Raw genomic sequence first — 22,779 nt, 5'->3', positions numbered from 1 at the left:
GTTTTTCACTCAAGCGATACTGATCTGGCGTCCATAAATACAAAGCCCGCCAGCAAAGCCGGCGGGCGCAATAGTCATAAGATACGCCACTAGAACCAGCTTCGGTCGCGTTCCTGGCTTTGCCCGAGCAGCATGCCGATCAATAACCCGGCAATGCCGCCAAGCACGAAAGCGCTGCTGATGGTGCCGGGATTTTGCTGGACGGCTTCGGACACCGTCTGCGCCTGCGATCTCAGCTGCTGCGTTGCCCGTGCCGCGCGCTCGGTCGCGCTGCCGTACCAGCCGCCGGCTTCGCCGACGGCATCTTCTGCACGCTCGGCAAGCGTCCGGTTGATCTTGCTGATCTCGCGCCTCAGCGATGCGACCTGCTTCTCCAGGGCCTCCTGGGCCTCTCGGGCGGAAATCTTCGGGGTGTCCTTCGGGGTTTCCTTCGCGGTATCCTTCGGGGTGTCCTTCGGGGTGTCGTTCTCGGCCATGGCTGTTCCTCTCGTTGAGGCAGGGGGAACGGCCAACGGACAAGGATGGTTCCGCCGCCTGCGCTCACAGTCATTCACCCGGCCGGCCGCCAACTTTGGGAACACTCTCCCGATCCAACGGTTGTGGCTGATGGAGGGCACGCATTTGTCGAATCGATCGAGCCATGCTGAAACGCTGCGGACGGTCTCCGACCTGCTCCACCGCGCCCGCCGTGTCATTCGCGACGGCGGCCATGCGGCGGCGATGTTCGAAATAGACACGCTGCTGCAGGTCGCACAAACAGAGGTTGCTCGCCGCCTCGAACGCAACGATCGCTGAACCTCGATAGGCCACCGCGGGCGGTGTTCATTTGCGGGCGGCGAAGGCCTCGTTTCCCTTTGCGATGGACTTGCAAGGCGCCCATCGAGCGGGTCGCCGTCCGCGCCACGCGTCGACATCGCAAAGGCGCAAAAGCCGAGGATGAGGGGCCATCATCGCGGCATCGACCCTCCCGGCTATAACGCTTTGGCGGCGGAACAAAGCTTGGCCGCACTGGTTAGGCTCACAGCACGATGTGTGCCCCAACGAGGATCTCTGTCCATGAAAACACGTGTTCTTATAGCTTCGCTGGCCACCGCCACAGCCATGGTCTTCGCCCTGCCCGCCTTCGCCGCCGACAGTGCTCAGGACTTTGTCGACAAGGCCGCCATCGGCGGCATGTTCGAGGTGGATTCGAGCAAGATCGCCGAGGGCAAGGCGCAGGATCAAGGCGTCAAGGATTTCGCCAAGAAGATGATCGACGATCACGGCGCCGCCAACGCCAAGCTTGCGACCATCGCCGGCGAACAGAAGCTGAAAGTGCCGACGGAGCTGGACGCCAAGCACAAGGCCGATCTGGAGGCTCTGCAGAATGCCAACGATGCCGTCGACAAGCCCTATGTCCAGATACAGCGCGATGCGCATTCGGAGGCGGTCACGCTGTTCGAGAGCTATGCCAAGGACGGCGACAACGCGCAGTTGAAGACCTTCGCCTCCGAGACCTTGCCGACGCTCAAAATGCATCAGGAAATGGTCGAGAAGATCGCTTCCGCCGACAATGCATCGTCGACCACCAGCTCCACCACCCCGGCCGTGAGCACGACCGACACCACCAATCCGGCCGCCCCGATCCCGGGTGCCAACAGCTTCACCGAGGATCAGGCGAAGAGCCGCATTCAGGATGCCGGCTTCTCCGGCGTGTCCAAGCTGACCAAAGACGACCAGGGCATCTGGCGCGGTCAGGCCACCAAGGATGGCAAGACCACGACCGTGGCGCTCGATTATCAGGGCAACGTCGTTGCCGGCGCCAACTGAACCTCTGAACCAGATCGAGGAGATCAAGACCATGAAAACCGTAACAGGACTTTTCGACAACTACGATGATGCCTCCGATGCCGTCGGCGAACTGGAGGCAATCGGCGTGCCGCAGGCCGACATCAGCATCGTCGCCAACAATTCGGATGACTGGTACGACGACGGCGACACCTCCAACGCCGCCGAGGATGCAGCCGGCGGCGCCGGTCTCGGAGCCGTCATTGGCGGCGCCGGCGGGCTTCTGACAGGGCTTGGCATCATGGCCATTCCGGGCGTCGGTCCGGTCGTGGCCGCAGGATGGCTGGCCGCCACCGCGGTCGGCGCCGTTGGCGGCGCGGTCGTCGGTGGCGCTGCCGGCGGCATCGTCGGGGCGCTGACCGAGTCCGGTGTCCCCGAAAGGGATGCGCATGTCTATGCGGAGGGCGTTCGCCGCGGTGGCACGATGGTGACCGCCAGGGTCAGTGACGAACTCGCCGACGAGGCCGAGCGTATTCTTGGCGAGTCCAACTCGGTCGATCTGCAAGACCGCCGACGCGCCTATGAAGCCGGTGGCTGGACCGGCTTCGATGCCGATGCCGACCCCTACACCGACATCGAGGCCGAGCGCGACAAAACGCGCAACGCCAGCCCACTCTGATCATCGAGCCCCGCCGCCGTACGGCGGCGGGGCCGAGGGTGCTGTCGGCGCGCTGCAAGCGACGTTCAGATTCGGCCGTAAGGGGGCGGGTTCTCATCGGACCTGCCCCTTTTCGCTGTTGCCTTGGCTTTACCGGCTCTTGCCGTGTTAGCATCGAACCAACGAAACCAGCCCCAGGAAGGCATGAGCCCGTCCCCGCAACTGATTGCCGAATGGCCGTTGTCGCCGTCAGCGACACTCGGGTCCGCCGTGCGCTCCAAGGGGATCGAACGTGAAGTCAGAGCCCGCCTGCCATGGGCAGTCAGGAAGCACGTCAAGGCCGAGACGGGGCGCATCGCATTGCGAATGTCGAGATCCGAAGCGGAAGCGTTCAAGGCCGCCTCTGCCAGTATCTCCAAAACACTGGAGGGAGTGGAGGCGCTGCCTGTGCTTCCACGCGAGGTCGAGGATATCCTTACGATCTCTTCGCGCGAGCGCCACAAATGGCTCAAGGACGGTCGGCTGCAAAGCACCGGCACACGCACCGTCAAGATGCGTGGGCGATCAAAGTCTGTCACCTTCCACGTTTTCGACCCGCGCCACATCGAGGACGTCCTGGACCGCGATCTGGCAACCGTCTGGAGAGAGCAGGATGTCCAGGCGGTCGCCGAGAACAGGCGGCGCGGTGCGGGCAAGGCCGCGTTGACGCGCGCGGGAAAGGGCACCGGCCGGGCTCGCACTGCGAGGAAGGCCCGGAACACGGACGGCCCGGCGCCCGGATTGAAGGGCTGGGATGCGTTCGAGGACGAAGGCCTGCTGCGATAATGATGCTGGCGCTTGCCCTTGTATTTTGGGCGTGTGCGGGGCGAGCCTCAGCCTCAGCGCATCAATCCCGCTGCCCTGAGCGCGTCCTCGATGACCTTGGTAATCCCGCCCGCCGGACCGCTTGGCGGATTGACAGGCTCCGGGGCCGGATCGACACGGACAGCTCGCGGTTTTTCCTTCGGCGAGAAAGGCTGCAATGCAGTGCCTGAAGCGGCCTCGGCTTTCGCCGCGCGTCGTACGTCTGGCTTCGTCAGCCCCCAGAAACGGGCGATGTGGCGCGTCGAGGAAATCCCGACATCCAGCATGAACGGCCCTGCTTTGCCGAGAGCATTGTCGCCGGTCGCCTGCAATGGCGTGCCATGGCCCATGCCGGCAATGCTGTATGCCTCGACCACGTCGCGGCCTTTGCCATCGGACCAGACTTTTCGGCTCTGACCGTCGACCTTTTCCGTGCGTGTCGGCGCTTGAGCGAGGCCGTGCACGCCCTGCCATTGCGCCAGCACCGCGTCGGCATTGGAAGGCACCACTGTCGTATCGGCCGAGCCCTGCCAGACCGAAATCCTCGGCCACGGCCCCTTGTGCGGCGAAGCTTCCCGCAACAGACGCTGCAGGTCGGTTCTGGACGGTCCGCCATGGCCACGCATGCGGTCGAAGGCTTCGGGGATGGTCGAGGCGCTGCCATAGGCAAGCCCGGCAATGATCGCGCCACCGGCAAACACGTCCGGGTAGGTCGCCAGCATCACCGCCGCCATGGCGCCGCCGGCGGAAAGACCGGTGACGAATATCCGCTTGCGGTCGAGACCGTGGGTGACCACCGCCGCCTCGATCATCTGGCGGATGGACAGCGCCTCGCCGCTGTCGCGGCTTATATCGCCTGGCACGAACCAGTTGAAGCAAAGATTGGCGTTGTTGGCGCGCTGCTGCTCGGGGAAAAGCACGGCAAAACCCTGCTCGTCGGCAAGTTCGGTCCAGCCGGAGCCATGATCGTAGCCGGCGGCAGTCTGGGTACAGCCATGCAGCACCACGACCAGCGCTGCCTCCTTCGGCAGGTTTTCAGGGAGATAAAACCGCGCGCGGAAGGCGCCGGGATTGGACCCGAACCCTGTCATCTCGGACAGGTGGTCGTCCTTGCTCAGCCCTGCAACGGCTGGCCGGCGGCGCATCGCGCTCAGCCGGGCGATCGTATCGGATATGTCTCGCAAATTGGTATCCTTGCGCGCCGGAATGGGCAGACTCGTGCACACAACGCACACGCAGCAATATCGTTGCTGCACTGCACAATAACAAGCGGCACGGCCGAATAAATGACCGGTGGATCAAAGGATCCGCTGCACAGCTTGTAACGACGAGCGCAATTTTGCCCCGGCTGACCTCTGGTCAGTCAGCCGGTCGAGGGCGGCAGGCGCTGGCTCACCAGCGCTGATGCACGTAGGGCTTGATGTTCTCATCGTAGACCGCCTTCACCTTGGCCATCAACTCGGAGGATAACGGCGCAAGCTCAGCCGCTTCCGCATTGGAAACCGCCTGCGCCGGATTGCGGGCGCCGGGGATGACAACCGTCACCGCGTTGAACATCAGGATCCAGCGCAGCGCGAATTTCGCCATGGTGGTGTCGCCTGACACCAGCGGCCGCACCTTCTCGACCGCCGCCAGCCCGACGTCAAAGGGCACGCCCGAAAACGTCTCGCCGACATCGAAGGCTTCGCCATTGCGGTTGAACAGGCGATGGTCGGTGGTCTCGAACTTGGTGTCCGCCCTGAACTTGCCGGACAACAGGCCGCTGGCCAGCGGCACGCGGGCGATGACGGCGACATCGTTCTTTTTCGCCTGGTCGAAGAACAGCTCGGCCGGGCGCTGGCGGAAGGCGTTGAAGATGATCTGCACGCTGACGACGCCGGGATATTGCATCGCCTTCAGCGCCTCTTCGACACGCTCGACGCTGACGCCGTAATTGCGGATCTTGCCCTGCTCCACCAAACGGTCGAGACGCTCGAACACCTCCGGGTGGTAGTAAAGATCGGTCGGCGGGCAATGCAGCTGCACCAGGTCGAGCGTGTCGGTCTCGAGGTATTTCAGGCTGCGGTCGATCCAGCCGTTGAGGTTCTCGACGCTGTAGCCTTCGACGGTCTGCTTCGGCAGCCGCCGTCCGGCCTTTGTGGCGATGAACGGGCGCGCGCCACCGCGTTCCTTCATCACCCGTGCGATCAGCTTTTCCGAACGGCCGTCGCCATAGACGTCGGCGGTGTCGAGGAAGCTGACGCCGGCATCAAGCGCGGCATGCAGGGCTGCGACCGCATCGTCATCATTGACCTCGCCCCAGGCGGCGCCGATCGCCCACGCGCCGAAGCCGATCTCGCTGACTGATCTGCCGGTACGGCCAAATTTCCGTGAATGCATCTCGCTGTTCCTGACTTGCGGCTTCGCCGGCAATGCCGGCTCCATGATTGCGATTTTTCCGGGAGCCTCATATCGCATGGCAACGCGATTGACATCCCTCTTCCCTGGATTTACCAGATTACAGGGTTGTATGACAACGGGGTAAGACTGCAACAGTGGGAGCCGGGAGGAACATTTCGCTGATGCACGAACTCTATCTCGGCGGGGTCGCCGGATGAGCAGTCCGTCAACCGTGGTTGGCCCCCTAATCGTGAACAGCCTTGTTGCGCAGATCCTCGAAGCGGGCATAGCTTTTGGTCAGATGGCTGCGCATGGCGCGCCGCGCGGCATTGACGTCCCTGGCTTCGATTGCCCCGAGAATGGCGCGATGCTCGCGCTGCATGCGGTCGAGATATTTTTCCCGCTCAGCCTCCGTCATCCGGTCGAGCCGCGTCCAATGGCGCGGGACCATGGCGCTGCCGAACGTGTCGAACAACCGGGTGAAATTCGGGTTCTGCGTCGCAGCGAGAATGGCGCGGTGGAAGCCGAAATCCTCTTCCGAGCCGGAGCCGCCCGCACGCACCGCCGCTTCCAGCGCATCGAGCCGCGCGCTCATCTGCTGGAGCGCCGCCTCGCTGCGCCGCTCGGCGGCAAGGCCGGTCGCTTCGACCTCGATGCCCATGCGCAGTTCGAGCACGCGCAGCACCTCGTCGATCGATTCGAGATCGTCGGGCAGCACGGAAAACGTCTTCGGCGGCGGATCCTTGGCGACGAAGGCGCCGAGCCCCTGGCGCGTGGTGATCAGCCCGCGCGCACGCAGCGCCGCCAGCGCCTCGCGCACCACGGTGCGGCTGACGCCTGTGGCAGCAACAATCTCCTGCTCGGTCGGCAGCCGCTGCCCCGGCGCAAGGTCGCCGGATTCGATCTGCGCAATCAGCGTGTTGACCAGACCCGTCCGCAGGTTGGGCGCCTGCGGTATGGCGTCGAAAGTCATGGGCTCCGCCATCGGTGGCACTCCGGTTCGATTCTTGTTCGAAGGCCGAATCTTATTCAAAGAATTGCATCGACGGGTGCCCGCCGCAAGGTGACGAAAGTTCGGCCCGCTGGCACGAGCCATGGGAGGATTGCATGAAAGAACGCATCGGCTTCATCGGCCTGGGCAGCATGGGCGCCGGCATGGCCGACAATCTGCTGCGCAAGGGCTGGCCGCTGACGGTGCATGTCCACCGCAGCCGCACGGCCGCCGACCGGCTGATCGCCGCCGGCGCCACCGAAGCGCCAAGCCCGCGCGCGCTCGCCACCGCGAGCGACATCGTCATCCTGTGCGTCACCGGCTCGGACGAGGTCGAAGCGCTGGTCAAAGGCCAGGATGGCCTTGCTGCGGCAGCTAAGCCGTTGCTGATCATCGACTGCTCGACCTCCAACCCGTCATCGACGACAGCGCTTGCCGCCGACCTCGCGGAGCAGGGCATGACGCTGATCGACGCGCCGCTGGCGCGCACGCCCAAGGAAGCCACCGAGGGCAAGCTCGACGTCATGGTCGGCGGTGCGGCCGAAATCGTCGCCCGCGCCCGGCCGGTGCTCGAGGCCTTCGCCGCGCGTGTCGTCCACACCGGCCCGACCGGCAGCGGGCACACCATGAAGCTGCTCAACAATTTCATCTCGATGGGCTATTCCGCGATCTATTCGGAAGCGCTGAGCCTCGGCGCCAAGGCCGGCCTGACGCCGCAGGTCTTCAACAGCGTTATATCAGGCAGCCGCATGGATTGCGGCTTCTACCAGGCGTTCTTCGATTTCGTCCTCAACCGCAACGAAAACGCCCAGCGCTTCGCCATCGCCAACGCGCTGAAAGACATGACCTACCTCGCCTCCTTCGCCCAAGCCGCCGGCATCGCCAACCCGATCGGCGCCGCGGTGCGCAATGGGTTTGCGATGGCCGTCACGACGGGTCATGGCGAGAAGTTCGTGCCGGCGCTATCGGATATTGTTGCGGGGTTGAACGGGGTTTCGCTGGTGGGGGCGGCGGAGACGTGACAGCGCTGGAGCGATACGGCGCGGCGATTTAGTATTCGAACGCGCAAGCCAACTGCCCATCTGCATCCTTCGCAGTATTACTCGACGCGCCAAAATTCTGTGAACAGTTGGAAAGAGACTGTTTCCAAAAGAGATTCCACCGTTACGGTGCGTCATGTTCATCAAACCGTCAGCTACCGAGCTGAACCAGGTCAATGACTTTCTCGCTGGTGCGAAATCGCTTCAGGGCGGCCCGCCGGAGTGGACCGACTCCACAAGGATAGGGGACAAAGAAGCGAAATGGCCTATTGAGGACGATATCGGGATCGTCAGGGCGCATCTTCGTTTCCGCTTTCGCTTTCCCGAATATCCGTCGATGAGTTTAATCTTTAGGGGGCAGCCCATCTGGCGTGTCGATGTCGCGCAGCCAGATGAGTGTAAGCCAAATCCCCATGACGCCGGGAAGTTCAACTTGCCACCAAGGGTGTGCGGTGTTCATGAGCATGCGTGGTACGACAATGTCGACGCTGTCAGGAACAGTGGCTGGGGTGGTTTGCCATATAGGCGCCCCATAAATGTGCAAGTACGAAAGCTGCCGCAGGTACTTGCCGATTTTTGCGGCCGCGTTAACCTCACATTGTCCCATGATCAGAGATCATTCGATGTGCCTGCACAACGGACAATGCGCCTGGAACAAAAGCCATGACTCTGAGCGACGAAATCGCCGGTCTGCTAGCTGATTACGAGATCCTCAAGGCGACCGAGGAGGGTATTCGTGTGCCCACTCATTGCCTATATCCTTCTTTCGAGCCGGTGGATGTTTTTGTCAGCAAGAAGCGTGATGGTTTCGAAGTCCACGATTCCGGCAACGCATATCGCTCAGCGTGGGCACACGGGCGTGATCCTCGACTGATTGCCAACGTCATGGAAGAGCAGGCGGCGCGCTTCAATCTGACTGAGCGAGGCAATGTCCTTGTGGCTCGTGTTTCAGACAAAGAATGGCTTACGGCGGCTATCCTAGCTGTAGCAAACGCTTCCGCTGCGACCGCGAATGCCGCTGTAGCAAAGTTTGTGGCTGCCGCAGAAACATCTCTCAAGGAGCGGATAGGCCGTATTCTTGAGAAGACAGTCCCGAAGGATATGCCTACGGAGGAGAGATTCAGTTTGCGCGGCAAGAGCGGCAAGCAGCATGTTTTTGATTTTGCGGTTGTAAGGCGTGACGCCGCGCCGATCTTGCTTATTGATGCTGTCGCGCCGCATCATAACTCGATTGCTGCAAAGTACGTCGCGTTTTCCGACGTGAAGGCTGCGCTCAACGAGCCAATTGAACGCTTCGCGGTGTTTGACCGTGCCCTTGAGCACGATGATGCAGCGCTGATGGAACAAGTTGCTGATCTCGTACCCTTGGCGTCTTTCGCGCAGGGTACACAGAGAGCGTTGAGCTATGAGCGACATCGCAAAGTGTTATGAAATTCTTCGGCCTCATGCTTGGCGCACTCCACGTCAGTCGTAGCGGAGAACGCGGGCGTCTTTTGCCTTAGCGGGCATCGCTTTGGGTGTCTTCGGCGTACCTTTACACCCTAGCCCGATTGCGCACGGCCTTCTGCAGCCGTGAATGCCGCACCGGACGCAACCTCCTGCGCCCGTGACACTGACTCCGCGGCCGCTTCAATCTCAGGCAGATCAGGTGCGCCTCTAGCACCCGCTGGCGCCCACCAGCCCATCCATGTCAAACCGCAAGATCGGTCGAGCGCGACATGCCCCGGAGCGCCTATCTGGTGCCGCCACGGAAGACACGGAATGAAGACGCCACTTGAAAACTACCATGCCCGGATGCAGAGGGTGCTGGACCACATAGACCAGCATCTGGACGACGATCTGGGCCTGGAGGCGCTAAGCGGCGTCGCGGCGTTCTCGAAATTCCATTTCCACCGGCAGTTCACATCAACCTTCGGCTTGTCCGTGCATCGCTATGTCCAGCTCGCCCGCCTGAAGCGCGCTTCTTACAGGCTTGCCGAGAGCGACGCCCAAAGCGTCACCGACATAGCGATGGATGCCGGTTACGACGCACCGGATGCCTTCGCCCGCGCCTTTCGGCAACGGTTCGGACAATCGCCTTCGTCGTTCCGGAAGTCTCCCGACTGGGGGGCGTGGCTCATGGCCTTCGGGCCGCTCGACAAAGCAAGGACCACGCTCATGCAGATAATCTTCGAACCCGCCGACGTGATGATCCGCGATGTGCCGCCGACGCCGGTGGCGATCATGGAGCATCGCGGCGACCGGGCGACGCTCCAGGACACCATCCAGCGCTTCATCGCCTGGCGCAAGGCGGCCGGCCTCTCGCCCGAGACAAGCCCGACCTTCAACATCTTCCGTTCCGAAAGGGAGCCGGCGAACCCGGCCGATTACAGCATGGATATTTGTGCCGGAACCGACCTGCCGGTAGAAGGCGGGCGGATCGAGGACGCGCAGATGAAGGCCGGCGTGATCCCCGCCGGACGCTGCGCGGTGCTGCGCTATCCCGGCAACACCAACAATCTCGAGCCGGCAGCGCTTTACCTGTACCGCGAATGGCTTCCGGCCAGCGGCGAGGAGGCGCGCGACTTTCCGATCTATTGCCAACGGCACTTTTCGTCGAACGGACCGGTGCGTGAGGTGGTGCTTGAGCTGTTTTTGCCGCTGAAATAGCGCGGTGGGGTGGCGCCTATCTCCGGCCCTGAGCTGGTGAGCCGACGACCGAGTGACATCTGATATGGCGCTCCCCCACTCCGTCTCGGCTTCGCCGAGCCACCTCTACCCACATTCGTGGGGGAGAGGAAACCCAAGCTTTTGAAGGGCTGCGATCTCGGAGATTGGCATTTCCTCATCCCCCATGAAATGGGGGGTCCGAAGGACGGGCGAGACCCGTGGCTCGCCCCGGCAAGGTGGCTCGGCGAAGCCGAGACGGAGTGGGGGTCAGCGCCGTCATAGGCGATTGGCCCAGCGCGCGGACAAGGCAAGGCTATCCCTAAGCCTGCCCGCGCACAGCCTTTCGCAACCGCGAATGCCGCACCGGCGATGCCACCTCCGGCGCCGGCGCTGCCTCCACAGCCGCCTCGCCCTCATGCAACCCCACCCGCAGCGCGGCACCCGCCAGATGGTCGCGCATGGCCGCTTGCGCTCCTTCGGCGTCACCGGCACGGATCGCTCTCAGGATGCGCTCGTGCTCGCCCAGCGTGATGCGGGCCATGTCGTCGGATTTCTGCTGGTTGCCGGCGGCCAGAATGCTTTCGCGCACCCGCTCGGACACGAAGACCAGGAATTGGCCCATGTAGGAATTGCGCGTCGCCTCGGCGACGGTGCGGTGGAATTCGAGGTCGCTGCGCAGCCAGGCGACGCTGCCATAGGGGGCGGCGCGCATGCCGGACAGCGCATCGCCCATGGCTTTGAGATCGGCGTCGCTGCGCCGTTTTGCGGCAAGGGCCGCCGCCTGCACTTCGAGGATGCCACGCAGTTCGAACAGATTGCGAAACGAGTCGGCGCGCTGCAGCGTCTCATGGTCGATGGTCAGCACCGTCGGGTTGTTGCTCTCGACGACGAAGGCGCCGCGCCCCTGCTGCGACCAGATTCGGCCTTCCGAGCGCAGCCGCGCGATCGCCTCGCGCACCACGTTGCGGCTGACGCCGAAAGTGGTTGCCAGCGCCGCCTCGGTCGGCAGCTGGTCACCCGGCTTCAGCCGGCCTTGCGCGATCTCGCGCGAGATGGAACTGGCCACCAGAGTGGAGAGGTGTGGGCCGCGATTGACCTTGTCGAGTTTCAGCGTCATCGCTCACCTATAGTCGACGGCGGGTGCGGACGCCAGAATGCGGCCGTTGCTGAGAATGTGGCGCGGGTCGAATGCGTCCTTGATGCCGGCGGCGAGGTCGAGCGTCACCGGATCGATGCGTTCGAGGAACGCCTTCTGCTTGACCCGGCCGATGCCGTGCTCGGCGCTGATAGAGCCGCCATAGCGATCGACGACGGTGAAGATCTCGGCTTCCGCCTGCTCGAACAGATGTTCCATCGCCTCGGTGCCCATGCCTTCCGGCGGCACGACGTTGAGGTGGATGTTGCCGTCGCCGACATGGCCGTAGGTGACGGCCAGCGCGTCGGGCCGGGCTTTCTCCAAGGCGGCCAGCGCATCGGTGACGAAATCGGCAAGCCTGGAGATCGGCACCGACACATCGGTGCGCAGGTAGCGCCCGCCCCTGCCCTGCCGCTCGACCATGATCTCGCGGTAGAGCCACAACCGCTCACCTTGAGCCCTGGTCGAAGCGATGACGCCGTCCTCGACGATGTCCTCGACGCTGCCGAGAAACCCCAGCAGCATATTGGAGAGGTCGATCAGCCCGCCCGACGACACCTCGATCAGCACATAGACGGGATAGGGCTGGCTGAGCGGATCGGGAAAATCCTGGCCTTCGCGCATGGTGATCTCGATGCCGCCGCGCAGGATCAGTTCGAAGGCGGTGAGCAAATCGCTGCAATCGCGCCTCGCCCTTGCATAGAGTGCCATCGCGTCCTCGACGGAGCGCATGCCGACCAGCGCGGTTTCGATCTGCGTCGGCTTGGGGAACAGCTTCAGCGCCGCCGCGGTGACGACGCCTAGCGTGCCCTCCGAGCCGATAAAGATCTGCTTCAGATCATAGCCGCGATTGTCCTTGCGCAGCACTTTCAGCCCGTTCCAGATGCGGCCGTCGGCCAGCACCACTTCGAGGCCAAGCACCAGGTCGCGCGTCATGCCGTAGCGCAGCACGTTGAAGCCGCCGGCATTGGTGGCGACATTGCCGCCGATGCGGCAGCTGCCCTGCGCGCCGAACGTGATCGGCAGCAGGCAGTCGCTCGCTTCGGCGGCGCGCTTGGCGTCCTCGAGAATGCAGCCGGCCTCGACCACCATGGCAAAGTCGATCGGGCTGATCGAACGGATACGGTTCATGCGCTCCAGCGAGATGACGATCTCGCCGCCATCCGCCGCCACTGCGGCGCCCACGAGCCCGGTCAGGCCGCCTTGCGGCACCACCGGAATGCGCTCGGCATGGCAGAACCGCATCAGCGCCGACATCTCCTCAACCGAAGAGGGCCGCGCCACCGCCAGCGGCCGGCCGAAATGATCGCCCGACCAATCGCGGCTGTAGCGCGCCAGATCCACTTCCTCGGTCAGCAGCCCGCCATTCGGCAGCAGGCCGGCCAGGGCTGCGATCTGCGATGCGGAGGGCGCGGCATTCATGGATTGGCTCTGGGCCCCTCGGCAAAACGACTGGACAAATACCGACGTTGTCGTGTTATCATACAACCCTGATTGAGAACATCAAGCGAGGCTTGCCGCCAAGCGTTCGATGTGGATGATCAGACCCGCAAATCACAGAATTCGGAGGACTTCCCCAATGAGCGACGCCCCGGGATTTCGCTATATGCACACCATGATCAGGGTGCTCGACCTCGACAAGTCGATCGCCTTCTACACCGAGGTGCTCGGCATGACCCTGCTGCGCCGCGACGACTACCCCGGCGGCAAGTTCACCAACGCCTTTGTCGGCTACGGCCCTGAGGACAAGGAAGCCGTCGTCGAGCTGACGCTGAACTGGGGCCGCGAAGAACCCTATGAGATCGGCACCGGCTTCGGCCATCTGGCGCTCGGCGTCAACGACATCTACGCCGTCTGCGCCGAACTGGAAAAGCGCGGCGCCAAGATCCCGCGCAAGCCCGGCCCGATGCAGCACGGCACCACCCACATCGCTTTCATCGAAGACCCCGACGGCTACAAGATCGAGCTGATCGGCCTCGACACGATGTGATCCGATCGGGCCGGACCGCATCGGCCTCGCGCCGATGCGGTCCCGTCCTGTCCGCGCTTGCCTGGGAGGCGGGATCACTTGATGACCGCGATCTTGCTGCGGTCGATGGTGATGGCGACGGCGGCAATGAGCACCGCGCCGAACACCATGTTTTCCAGGAAAATATTGACGCCGACAAAGGTCATGCCGATGCGCACGATCGAGATGATCAGCGCGCCGACCGCCGTGCGGGCAACGCCGCCGAGCCCGCCGGTGATCGCCGTGCCGCCGACGATGACGGCGGCGATGGCCGGCAGCAGCAGCTGGTTGGCCAGCACCGGCGAACCGCTCGACAGCCTGGCTGCCAGCACGATGCCGGCGATGGCCGCGAGCATACCCGACGCGGCAAAGGCGATGATCTTGGTGCGGTCGACATTGATGCCCGCGGCCCACGCCGCCGGCTCGCCGGCGCCGACCGCGATCGCCTGGCGGCCGAAGCGTGTGTAGCGCAGCGCCAGAAAGGCGGCGATGCCGATGACCGCCGAAATCAGCACCACCACCGGAATGCCGATGATGGTGGCGTTGATCCACGCCGTGTTTTCTCGGCCACCTTCCTCGATGGTGATGGCGCGGCCGTTGGAGACCCATAGCGCCAGGCCGGTGACCACGCCGCCGGTGGCGAGTGTCGCGACGAAGGACGGCACGCGTAGCTTGACGTGAACGACGCCGCTCAACACGCCGAAGGCGAGCCCCGACAGGATCGCCACCGGAAAGGCGGCAAGGCCGAGCGAAGGCAGCAATTGCGCCAGGATGACGCTGGCCAGCGATGCCACCGCCTGGATCGACAAATCGATGCCGCCGAGCAGGATGGCGAAGGTGACGCCGGTCGAAAGGATGAACAGCACGGCAGTGTTGGCAAACAAAAGCGCCACGGTCTCGCCGGTCAGGAAGCCGGGCGCGGCGATCTCGATGATCAAAAGCAAGCCGACAAGCAGCACCAGCGGAATGGCGCCTTGCGTCCACTTGCCTTCGAAAACCCGCCTGATGGAGAACGCTTCATTCATCGGCTCACACCATTGCCCTGAGAAGATCGACCTGGTTCGGCTTGTTGCCCGGACTGGCATCGAAGCGCGCGGTGATTGCACCATCGCGCATCACCAGCACCTGGTGCGACAGGCCGATCGTTTCCTCCAGCGTGTCGGAAATCAAAAGGATCGCCACGCCTTGCGCGGAGAGATCGCGCACCAATTCGTAGACCTCCTCCTTGGCGCCGACATCGAGCCCGCGTGTGGGATGGTCGAGCACCAGGATGCGCGAGCCCGCCGTCATCCAGCGCGCCAGCACCACTTTCTGCTGGTTGCCGCCGCTGAGTTTGCGGCAGGCGGCATCGGGGCCGGGCGCCTTGATGCGCAGCCGCTTGATCCAGTCGGCGGCAAGCCGGCGCTCCTTGCCATAGTCGATGGCGCCATGGCGCATGACGCTGGAGAGATCGGCCAGCGAAATGTTCTCCGCGATCGACAGGAACATCACCAGCCCTTCGAGCCGGCGCTCGCGCGGGACATAGCCGATGCCCTTGCGCACCGCCGGTTCCGGCGAGGAGAAGCGCACGACATCGCCGGCGATTTTCATCTCGCCCGCATCATGCTGGACGAAGCCGCCAACGGTGCGCGTCACCTCCTCGCGGCCGGAGCCGACGACGCCGGCAATGCCGACGATCTCGCCCGCCCGGATCGAGAGATCGACGCCGTGATAGAAACCGTTGGCGCCAAGCCCCTTGGCCTCGACCATCACGATATCGCGCGGCGCCAGCTGGCGGGCCTCGCGATAATACTCCGCCTGCAGGCCGCGCCCGACCATGATCTCGTGCAGCTCAGGCGCGGTGACTTCGGCTGCACGATGTTCGGCAACGACGGCGCCGTCCTTCATCGTGTAGACGCGGTCGGAGATATTGAGCACCTCGTCGAGGCGGTGCGAGACGAAGACGAAGCTGGCGCGGGATTTGAGCGACCGCACCCGCGCGAACAGCACCTCGATGTCCGCGGCGTTGAGCACCGAGGTCGGCTCGTCGAGCAGGATCAGCAACTGCCGCTCGACCACTTCCTCCAGGGTCAGCGCCTTGGCGAGCTCGACCATCTGGCGCGCGGCGAAGGTGAGTTCGGAGGTGCGCGCGGTGACGTCGATGTCGATGCCGATCTTGGCCAGTTGCCGCCGCGCCGCCGCGTTCATGGCGCGCCAATTGACGAGGCCGAAGCGGGTGAAGCGGTCCTCTTCGCCGAGATAGATGTTTTCGGCAACCGTCAGGTTCAGCACCAGCGACTGCTCCTGGAACACCATGCCGATGCCATGCCTGGCCGCATCACGGGCGTTGCGCATGCGCAGCTGTTCGCCATCCAGCGTGAGCGAGCCGCCATCCGGCCGGTAGCCGCCGGCCAGCACCCGCATCAGCGTCGACTTGCCGGCGCCGTTCTCGCCGATCAGCCCGACAACTTCATTGGGCCGCACCTCGATGGAGACGTCGCGCAGCGCCTGGACGCCGGGGAAATTCTTGATGATGTTGGACGCCTGCAGCATGGCGTTCACTTGACGATTTTCAGGCGGACACGGTCGAGCGACAGCGCCACCGCGGCGATGATCATCAGACCCTGCACCGTCTGCTGGATGTAGGGCGAGATGCCGAGCAGGATCATGCCATTGGCAAGCACGGTGACGATCAGCACACCGATCAGCGTGTTGACGACGCCGCCCTCGCCGCCGGTCAAAGCGGTGCCGCCGACGACCACTGCGGTGACCGCTGCAAACAGCCTGCCGTCGCCGATGACGGCGTGCGACTGGCCGAGCTGTGCCGCGGCCAGCACGCCGGCAATGCCGAAGAAGAACCCTGCCAGCGCAAAAGCGGTGATGCGCACGCGCACGACATTGACGCCGGAGAGCTTGGCGACATCCTCATCGCCGCCGATCGCCAATATGTGGCGGCCGAGCTTGGTGTGATACTGGATGACAGTGGCGAGCAGGAAGGCGCCGAACGCGACCCAGACCGCCACCGGCAGGCCGAGGAAACGGTGCAAGGCCAGGTCGCGGATCGAGGCGTCGTTCAGCTTGATGGCCGTGCCGCCCAGCATATAGACCGACAGGCCAAGGCCGATGAACCACATGCCGAGCGTGCCCATGAAGGACGGGATGCGCAGCATGGTCTGGACGAGACCGCTGACGAAGCCCATGGCGGTGCCGGCGGCGATGGCAGCGAGCACCGCCCACCACCCATAGTCGTTGCCGTTGCCGTCATTGGCGGCGAGCAGCACAAGCACCATTGCCGCCACCGAAAGCGTGCCTTCGACTGCGAGGTCGATGCTGCCCATCAGGATGATGAAGGTCAGCCCCATCGCCAGCGTCAGCGGCACGGCGGCGGAATTCGCAAGCCGCACCAGATTGCGCAGCTCGATGAAATTGGGGTTGGCAATGGCGATGAGTACGCAGAGTACAATCAGCACCGCCATCGGCGCCAGGCTGCGCCAGCGCCTGCCGCCCAGGAATGTCGCGATACGGCCGGGGAACGATGTCATAGGCGTCGTCCGCTCGATGTCCGAAACGGACTTCAGGGGTTCTGTATGGATTGTCAAGAAACCGCTTCCCGTCTGCTGGTGACAGCCGTCGCGACAAGGGGATCGCGACGGCTGCGGGAGGAAGCGGGCCGCCAGGGAGTTGCAGCCCACTCCGATGGATCAGGTGCGGATTGCTCCGGTGACCCGGCCCCACAGATCGTTCCAGTCGATCTCGGGCTTCGCATCGACATTGGTCTTGTAATATTCCTCGACATTGTCGTGCGAGATCAGCACCGCCTTGCCGTAGAACTCACGGTGCTCCGCGGGCTCCTTGGTTGGGTCGAACTTGCCGATCTTGGCGTTGTAGCCGATGGCCAGACCCATGCCGCCCTGCCAGAACGGATCCGAAGTGACGGTGCAGGCGAACTCGCCGGTGCGCACCGCATCGACCGCCGTCTTGATGCCGTCGACGCCGACGATCGGCACCTTGCCGGCGAGGTTTTCGGCGCGCAGCGCTTCCAGAGCGCCCGAGCCCATATCGTCATTGGCCGCCCAGATGCCCTTGATGTCGTCGCCGAAGCGGGTGAGCAGATTGCCCATCAGGTCGAAGGCTTCGGTCGACTTCCAGTTGGCGACCTGGAAGTCGAGCAGCTTGATGTCTGGGTTGGCGGCAAGGGCTGCGTCGAGGCCCTTCTTGCGCTCGATCGCCGCCGTGGTCGAGATCAGGCCGCCGAGCGCTACGATGCCGCCCTTGCCGCCAATGGTCTTGAACAGGATCTCGGCGATGGTCTTGCCGCTGTCGATGCCGTCGAACTCGATATGCGAGACATAGTTCGGGTTGAAATCCTTCGGGTGCAGATCCCCAGGCTTGTTCCACTGCGTCACCACATAGGCGCCGGCCTTGGCGCAGGCCTCGACGATCGGGCGCGCATCGGGCGTGTCGTTGGGATCGGAATTCAGCACCATATTGCCGCCGGTCTTGGCCAGCATCGCCTTGATGTCGGCAATGCCCTTCTCGCTGTTGCCTTCCGAAACCAGCGTGACGTGCTCCAGCCCGGCCCATTTGGCATACGCTTCGGCGCCGGTCTTCCACACCGCGTGATAGGGGTTGGACAGCGAGCGGATCGATGTCACCAGCGTCGGCTTGTCCTGCGCGCGCAGCACGCTCGGCATGGCGAGTGCCGCCACGCCGGCGGTGGCGCCCATCATCAGCGTGCGCCGGTTGACCGCAAAATTCTTCGTGTCGTTCATACCTCGAAACCTCCCGATTGAATTCTGTTCCGCCCGGCATCTTGCGCAGGGAGCGCGGCCGGGACCTCCTGGTGAGGATCGTCAAGCTCCTCCACTTGTACGACAACCCTTCAACACGATAACCATACCCTTTCTCTTGACGTGGCACAAGCGACTTGAGATCGTCGCGCGCAAGAGGAAGGGGCGGTGATTTTCATCGCCCGCCGGAGCATGATCCCTAGAAGTGGGAACCGGTTTTCTCGGACAAATCGAGAAACCGTTTTGTCCGGAGATCATGCTCCAACAAAGAGAACCCTGGAGTGGAAATGACGGATTACATCATTGTCGGCGGCGGTTCGGCTGGCTGCATTCTGGCCGCCCGGCTGAGCGAGGACCCGGACGTGTCCGTCATGCTGCTCGAGGCCGGTCCGCCCGACACCGATCGCTACATCCATCTGCCGGTCGGCTTCTTCAAGATGACGTCGGGGCCGCTGATCTGGGGCTATGACACCGCGCCCGGCAAGGAAATCGACGGCCGCACCATGGTCTATCCGCAGGCCCGCGTGCTGGGCGGGGGCTCCTCGATCAACGCCCAGGTGTTCACCCGCGGTTGCCCGCAGGATTATGACGGCTGGGCGGCTGACGCCGGCTGTGCCGGCTGGAGCTATGCCGACGTGCTGCCCTACTTCGTCCGCTCCGAGGGCAACGACACTTTTGCCGATGCGCAGCATGGCATTGACGGCCCGCTCGGCGTCTCCAGCGGCGCGCCGCATCCGCTGACCCGCATCTTCGTCAAGGCGGCGCAGCAGGCGGGCCTTCCTTTCCGCGCCGACTTCAACGTCGGTGAGCAGGCGGGCGCCGGCTTCTACCAGACGACGACGCGTCGGGGGAAACGCTCGAGCACGGCGGTCGCCTATCTGAAGCCGGCGCTCGGCCGCAAGAATCTGACGCTACGCACCGACGCCTCGGTCAGCCGCATCGTGGTCGAGAACGGCCGCGCCATCGGTGTAGAGATCATCGTCAATGGCCGCACCGAACTGCTCCGCGCCGAGCGCGAAGTCATCGTCGCCGCCGGCGCCATCGGCTCGCCGAAATTGCTGATGCTGTCCGGCATCGGCCCGGCCGTGCATCTCGGCCATCACGGCATCGAGGTGGTCCACGATTCCAAAAACGTCGGCCAGAATCTGCACGATCACATGGACGTCGATGTCGTCGCCGAGCTCAACGGACCGCATGGCATCGACCGTTACAAGAAGAAGCGCTGGCAAGCGGTCGCCGGTCTTGAATATGCGCTGTTCGGCAAGGGGCCGGTGGCCTCCAACATCGTCGAGGCCGGCGGCTTCTGGTGGGGCGACCGCGCGGAGAAGACGCCGGACATCCAGTTCCATTTCCTGCCCGGCGCCGGCGTCGAGGAAGGCATCGGCTCGGTTCCCGGCGGCAATGGCTGCACGCTGAACTCCTACCATGTGCGCCCGCGTTCGCGCGGCAGCGTCACGCTCAAGTCCGCGGACCTGCGCGATGCACCCATCATCGACCCCAACCCGTTCGCCGAGCGCTATGATCTCGAACGCGCCATCGACGGCATCGAGATCAGCCGCGAAATCCTGTCGCAGCCAGCCTTCGCCAGATACATCAGCCGCGAGCATCTGCCCGGCAAGGCGATGCAGGGGCGCTCAGCACTCGAAGCCTTCGCCCGAGAACATGGCCGCAGCGCCTATCACCCAGTCGGCACCTGCCGGATGGGCGGCGATGCCGACAGCGTCGTCGATCCCGAGCTGCGCGTGCGCGGTCTGCAAGGCCTGCGTGTCTGCGACAGCTCGGTCATTCCAAGCATCGTGTCGTCGAACACCAACGCCGCCGTGGTCATGATTGCGGAGAAGGCTGCGGATCTGATTGCGGGGCGAACGCTGCCGGTGGCGTAAGCAGGACAATCGCATGTGGTGGCGCCACGCGATTGCCCTGCCTTGAGCACCTGTCGCTGAGCGCATAGCACTCGAACCGCACTAAAAACGACAGCCTCCCGCAGCGCCTTCAACCGACGCTTGCGCAACCCACCAACCGACCGGAAACCCCCGGTTGCGGGCTCGTTGCCGACGCCGGCGCGGGGATGTGAAAGCGCTTTTGCGCCAGTTCCGCGATCACACCATATGAACCGATCCAAGCTCTGCTAGCTTGTGGGCGTGGGACTTGTCCCGCTTTGGCCGGTGCTTCAGGCAACCCCATCCCAACCCCCCGCCCCCTGCGGTACCGGCCATCCCCCTCCCCCTTTTGGCAGGCTTCTCGACCTGCCATCCTCAGCCGTCCCTGCCAACTTCGAGGTCGACGACGAGGCCTGATGCGTGGCATGCAAATCAAGACCATCGGCAGCGTACCGAGGGATTTCACATCGGCTGTCTGGACGACGTCCTGGAGAGCGACAGATCGGGGTCGAGCCGCCTCAGCTCCCGGTTGATGGCCGCCAGGCGCTCCGGTTCGCCTTCCGTGTTGCAGACATTGAGAGTAACGACGCGTAAGCGCATCAGCGAACCACCGCCGCGATGCGTTCCAACGTGGTGCGCGAAACGGCTCGGCCATCGGCGCGGTTCGGCTTGCCAAATGCCGCCATGCCGCCCATACACGGCTTGAACAACCGCCCCGAGGGTCCGCGCCCATTTTGCCAAAGGATACTCTCCGATGTCTGTGACGCCGTCCCCCTGGTCAAAGCCGTGACGGCCTCCCTCGCAAGCCTGGGCTGGACGGATTTCTTCGGCGACCAGCTTGAAGCCGATGAGGCAGACCTCGTGCCGACGCGCATCGCCTCGGTGCACCGCGACCGCCTGGCCGGCCTGTCCCGGGCAGGGCCAGTGGATCTGACGCTGCCGGCCAATGCCAACACCGGCGACTACGCCGTCGGCGACTGGGTGCTGGTCGAGCAGCATACACATCTGCTGCTCCGCCGGCTGACCCGCAAGACGGTGCTGGAGCGCCGTACCCAGGGCGGCAGGATCCCGCAGCTGGCCGCGGCCAATGTCGACACGCTGTTCATCGTGACGTCCTGCAATGCCGATTTCAACATCGCCCGGCTCGAGCGCTATCTGGCGCTGGCCAACGAGGCCAGAACGACGCCGGTGATCCTGCTGACCAAGGCCGACACCGCTGACGATGCCGAGAGATACCAAAGCCAGGCTGCCGCCCTTCAGCGTGGTTTGCCCGTAGTGACGCTGAACCCGCGCGTCGCCGATGCCGCAGCGGCGCTTGCTCCCTGGTGTGGCGCAGGGCAGACGGTGGCGCTGGTCGGCTCCTCCGGCGTCGGCAAATCGACGCTGGTCAACACGCTGGCCGGAGCGGCGCAGCAATCGCCGCAACAGACTGCGGGCATTCGCGAGCACGATGCCAAGGGTCGCCACACCACCACGGCGCGGTCGCTGCACCCCATCGCCGGTGGCGGCTGGGTAATCGACACGCCGGGCATGCGCACGCTGCATGTCAGCGACGTCGCATCCGGCATCGACACGCTGTTTGCCGAAATCACCGAGCTCGCACCGCTGTGCAAGTTCCGCGACTGCACCCATGTCCACGAACCGGGCTGCGCGGTGCAGGCTGCGTTGAAGGCGGGTACGCTCGACCCTGAGCGCCTTGCCCGCTGGCGCAAGCTGTCGGAGGAAAACCAGGGCAACACGCCGGTTCAGAGCGGCCCGCGCGGCAACAAATCGCCTGCCGGGCGCCCGAAGCGGCGTTGAGAGGATAGGAATTGTGGAACGAGACGTCGGAGGCCCGGCATGTGCCGGGCCTCCCTTTTTTCACTCTCCGCGCATCGTTGCCTGGAAGGTCGGCAGGTGCTTCTGCTGCGCCTCCAGCATACGCTCGCGGTAGACGCCATAGATGACGTCGGTGTCGTGCAACGTCACGCCGGCAATGGTCGGCGAGGCGAAGACCGGCAGTTCGATGCCGCGCTTGGCGAGCTGCTCGGCGGTGCGCGCGATCAGCTCATGCGCCAGGATCATGGCAAGCACCGTCGATGAGCCCGACACCGGCCGGCTCCAGCCCTCGACCGGCACGATGGCGTCCTCGATCGGCGAACAGGTGTCGATGACGAGGTCGGCGGCATCCGCCAGCCGCTTGCCGGACGAGTGCGTCGCCGGCTTGTCGAGATTGTTCTTGCTGGTGACAGCGACGACGAAGATGCCGCGCTTCCTGGCATAGAGCGCGGTGTCGATACCGGACGAGTTGCGGCCGCTATGGCCGAAGATGATGATCGAATCGCCCTTGTTGAGCGGCTGGTGGTCGAGGAATTTTTCGGCGTATTTTTCCGTACGCTCCAGCCACAAAAGCTCGCGGACGCCGCCGGCGCCGAGCACATTGTGCCACATCACGCGCGGGTCGGTCAGCGGGTTGAAGCCGACATAGCTGCCATAGCGCGGAAACACTTCCTGCACCGGCAGCACCGAATGGCCGGAGCCATAGAGATGCACCAGCCCGCCGCCCTCGAGCGAGTCGGCAAAGCGGCTGGCGGCCTGGCCAAAGGCCTCTTCATTGACTTTCGCAGCCTGGTCGATGAGGGCGGCGAGACGGTGGATGTAGAGATCGGACACGTGGGTAC

Annotated in this window: 23 protein-coding genes; 11 read left to right on the top strand and 12 right to left on the bottom strand. The window is 64.1% G+C overall.

Annotated features, from left to right (window positions below; all coding sequences use genetic code 11):
* Window positions 1-89 precede the first annotated feature (89 nt).
* On the bottom strand, window positions 90-476 hold the full coding sequence (locus tag NLY43_RS23975; RefSeq protein WP_023710871.1) for a hypothetical protein: 387 nt from the start codon (window positions 474-476) through the stop codon (window positions 90-92).
* On the opposite strand from NLY43_RS23975, the gene NLY43_RS23970 reads away from it, so the two are divergent.
* The 4 genes from NLY43_RS23970 (at window position 475) to NLY43_RS23955 (ending at window position 3,250) form a co-directional block, all read left to right on the top strand.
* Window positions 475-795 (top strand): hypothetical protein, encoded by a 321-nt coding sequence (locus NLY43_RS23970; RefSeq protein ID WP_156935525.1) that lies wholly within the window; start codon window positions 475-477, stop codon window positions 793-795. The genes NLY43_RS23975 and NLY43_RS23970 overlap by 2 nt on opposite strands.
* 261 nt (window positions 796-1,056) lie before the next feature.
* Complete coding sequence (locus NLY43_RS23965; RefSeq protein WP_023710870.1) at window positions 1,057-1,809, top strand: DUF4142 domain-containing protein; 753 nt, start codon at window positions 1,057-1,059, stop codon at window positions 1,807-1,809.
* Window positions 1,810-1,840: 31 nt separating this feature from the next.
* Window positions 1,841-2,446, top strand: a complete 606-nt coding sequence (locus NLY43_RS23960; RefSeq protein WP_023710869.1) for a general stress protein — start codon at window positions 1,841-1,843, stop codon at window positions 2,444-2,446.
* A 183-nt stretch (window positions 2,447-2,629) separates the two neighbouring features.
* Window positions 2,630-3,250 (top strand): hypothetical protein, encoded by a 621-nt coding sequence (locus NLY43_RS23955; protein WP_031199149.1) that lies wholly within the window; start codon window positions 2,630-2,632, stop codon window positions 3,248-3,250.
* A gap of 53 nt (window positions 3,251-3,303) precedes the next feature.
* Here the strand turns inward: NLY43_RS23955 and NLY43_RS23950 are convergent, their stop codons facing one another.
* The 3 genes from NLY43_RS23950 to NLY43_RS23940 form a co-directional block, all read right to left on the bottom strand.
* On the bottom strand, window positions 3,304-4,452 hold the full coding sequence (locus NLY43_RS23950; protein WP_023710867.1) for an extracellular catalytic domain type 1 short-chain-length polyhydroxyalkanoate depolymerase: 1,149 nt from the start codon (window positions 4,450-4,452) through the stop codon (window positions 3,304-3,306).
* Between the two features lie 208 nt (window positions 4,453-4,660).
* Window positions 4,661-5,647: an aldo/keto reductase gene (locus tag NLY43_RS23945; RefSeq protein WP_023710866.1), complete on the bottom strand. Its 987-nt coding sequence runs from the start codon at window positions 5,645-5,647 to the stop codon at window positions 4,661-4,663.
* 244 nt (window positions 5,648-5,891) lie between these two features.
* The gene (locus tag NLY43_RS23940; RefSeq protein WP_023710865.1) at window positions 5,892-6,632 is read right to left on the bottom strand and encodes a FadR/GntR family transcriptional regulator; all 741 of its coding nucleotides are present in this window, start codon (window positions 6,630-6,632) and stop codon (window positions 5,892-5,894) included.
* A gap of 2 nt (window positions 6,633-6,634) precedes the next feature.
* Between NLY43_RS23940 and NLY43_RS23935 the strand changes: the two genes are divergently transcribed.
* From NLY43_RS23935 to NLY43_RS23920, 4 genes are all read left to right on the top strand, one after another.
* Window positions 6,635-7,660: an NAD(P)-dependent oxidoreductase gene (locus NLY43_RS23935; RefSeq protein WP_280800289.1), complete on the top strand. Its 1,026-nt coding sequence runs from the start codon at window positions 6,635-6,637 to the stop codon at window positions 7,658-7,660.
* Window positions 7,661-7,814: 154 nt separating this feature from the next.
* Entirely contained in the window at window positions 7,815-8,345 is a 531-nt protein-coding gene (locus NLY43_RS23930; RefSeq protein ID WP_023713329.1) for a hypothetical protein, read from the top strand.
* Window positions 8,342-9,109 (top strand): DUF1829 domain-containing protein, encoded by a 768-nt coding sequence (locus NLY43_RS23925; RefSeq protein WP_023698607.1) that lies wholly within the window; start codon window positions 8,342-8,344, stop codon window positions 9,107-9,109. The genes NLY43_RS23930 and NLY43_RS23925 overlap by 4 nt, the downstream gene beginning before the upstream one ends.
* Before the next feature lie 330 nt (window positions 9,110-9,439).
* Window positions 9,440-10,327, top strand: coding sequence for an AraC family transcriptional regulator (locus tag NLY43_RS23920; protein ID WP_023698608.1), 888 nt, complete (start codon window positions 9,440-9,442; stop codon window positions 10,325-10,327).
* A gap of 319 nt (window positions 10,328-10,646) precedes the next feature.
* Here the strand turns inward: NLY43_RS23920 and NLY43_RS23915 are convergent, their stop codons facing one another.
* The gene (locus tag NLY43_RS23915) at window positions 10,647-11,444 is read right to left on the bottom strand and encodes a FadR/GntR family transcriptional regulator (protein WP_023698609.1); all 798 of its coding nucleotides are present in this window, start codon (window positions 11,442-11,444) and stop codon (window positions 10,647-10,649) included.
* A 3-nt stretch (window positions 11,445-11,447) separates the two neighbouring features.
* Window positions 11,448-12,884, bottom strand: a complete 1,437-nt coding sequence (locus tag NLY43_RS23910) for an FAD-binding oxidoreductase (RefSeq protein WP_023698610.1) — start codon at window positions 12,882-12,884, stop codon at window positions 11,448-11,450.
* Between the two features lie 157 nt (window positions 12,885-13,041).
* On the opposite strand from NLY43_RS23910, the gene gloA reads away from it, so the two are divergent.
* Window positions 13,042-13,452 carry a lactoylglutathione lyase gene (gene gloA / locus NLY43_RS23905; RefSeq protein ID WP_023710863.1) on the top strand — a complete coding sequence of 137 codons (411 nt, stop codon included), beginning with the start codon at window positions 13,042-13,044 and terminating at the stop codon, window positions 13,450-13,452.
* 74 nt (window positions 13,453-13,526) lie between these two features.
* Here the strand turns inward: gloA and NLY43_RS23900 are convergent, their stop codons facing one another.
* The 4 genes from NLY43_RS23900 to NLY43_RS23885 all read right to left on the bottom strand — a co-directional run bounded on the left by NLY43_RS23900 (window position 13,527) and on the right by NLY43_RS23885 (window position 18,221).
* Window positions 13,527-14,495 carry an ABC transporter permease gene (locus tag NLY43_RS23900; protein ID WP_023710862.1) on the bottom strand — a complete coding sequence of 323 codons (969 nt, stop codon included), beginning with the start codon at window positions 14,493-14,495 and terminating at the stop codon, window positions 13,527-13,529.
* A gap of 4 nt (window positions 14,496-14,499) precedes the next feature.
* Window positions 14,500-16,002, bottom strand: a complete 1,503-nt coding sequence (locus NLY43_RS23895; protein ID WP_023710861.1) for a sugar ABC transporter ATP-binding protein — start codon at window positions 16,000-16,002, stop codon at window positions 14,500-14,502.
* 5 nt (window positions 16,003-16,007) lie between these two features.
* A complete protein-coding gene (locus NLY43_RS23890) occupies window positions 16,008-17,048 on the bottom strand; it encodes an ABC transporter permease (RefSeq protein ID WP_245267870.1) in 1,041 nt (346 codons plus the stop codon).
* A 102-nt stretch (window positions 17,049-17,150) separates the two neighbouring features.
* A complete protein-coding gene (locus NLY43_RS23885; protein ID WP_023671074.1) occupies window positions 17,151-18,221 on the bottom strand; it encodes a sugar ABC transporter substrate-binding protein in 1,071 nt (356 codons plus the stop codon).
* A 305-nt stretch (window positions 18,222-18,526) separates the two neighbouring features.
* Here NLY43_RS23885 and NLY43_RS23880 point away from each other — a divergent pair, with 305 nt between their 5' ends.
* Window positions 18,527-20,122 (top strand): GMC family oxidoreductase, encoded by a 1,596-nt coding sequence (locus tag NLY43_RS23880; RefSeq protein ID WP_023710859.1) that lies wholly within the window; start codon window positions 18,527-18,529, stop codon window positions 20,120-20,122.
* 459 nt (window positions 20,123-20,581) lie between these two features.
* Here the strand turns inward: NLY43_RS23880 and NLY43_RS23875 are convergent, their stop codons facing one another.
* Window positions 20,582-20,719 (bottom strand): endonuclease/exonuclease/phosphatase family protein, encoded by a 138-nt coding sequence (locus tag NLY43_RS23875; protein WP_023691904.1) that lies wholly within the window; start codon window positions 20,717-20,719, stop codon window positions 20,582-20,584.
* A 174-nt stretch (window positions 20,720-20,893) separates the two neighbouring features.
* Between NLY43_RS23875 and rsgA the strand changes: the two genes are divergently transcribed.
* Complete coding sequence (gene rsgA, locus NLY43_RS23870) at window positions 20,894-21,919, top strand: ribosome small subunit-dependent GTPase A (RefSeq protein ID WP_023710858.1); 1,026 nt, start codon at window positions 20,894-20,896, stop codon at window positions 21,917-21,919.
* Between the two features lie 60 nt (window positions 21,920-21,979).
* Here the strand turns inward: rsgA and NLY43_RS23865 are convergent, their stop codons facing one another.
* Window positions 21,980-22,771, bottom strand: a complete 792-nt coding sequence (locus NLY43_RS23865; RefSeq protein ID WP_023683131.1) for a sugar isomerase domain-containing protein — start codon at window positions 22,769-22,771, stop codon at window positions 21,980-21,982.
* Between the last annotated feature and the right edge of the window lie 8 nt (window positions 22,772-22,779).

This window comes from Mesorhizobium sp. C416B (genome assembly GCF_030323165.1).
Classification (GTDB): Bacteria; Pseudomonadota; Alphaproteobacteria; order Rhizobiales; family Rhizobiaceae; genus Mesorhizobium.
The sequence above is the reverse complement of the archived record's forward strand: the minus strand, read 5'-3'. Positions and strand labels throughout refer to the sequence as shown.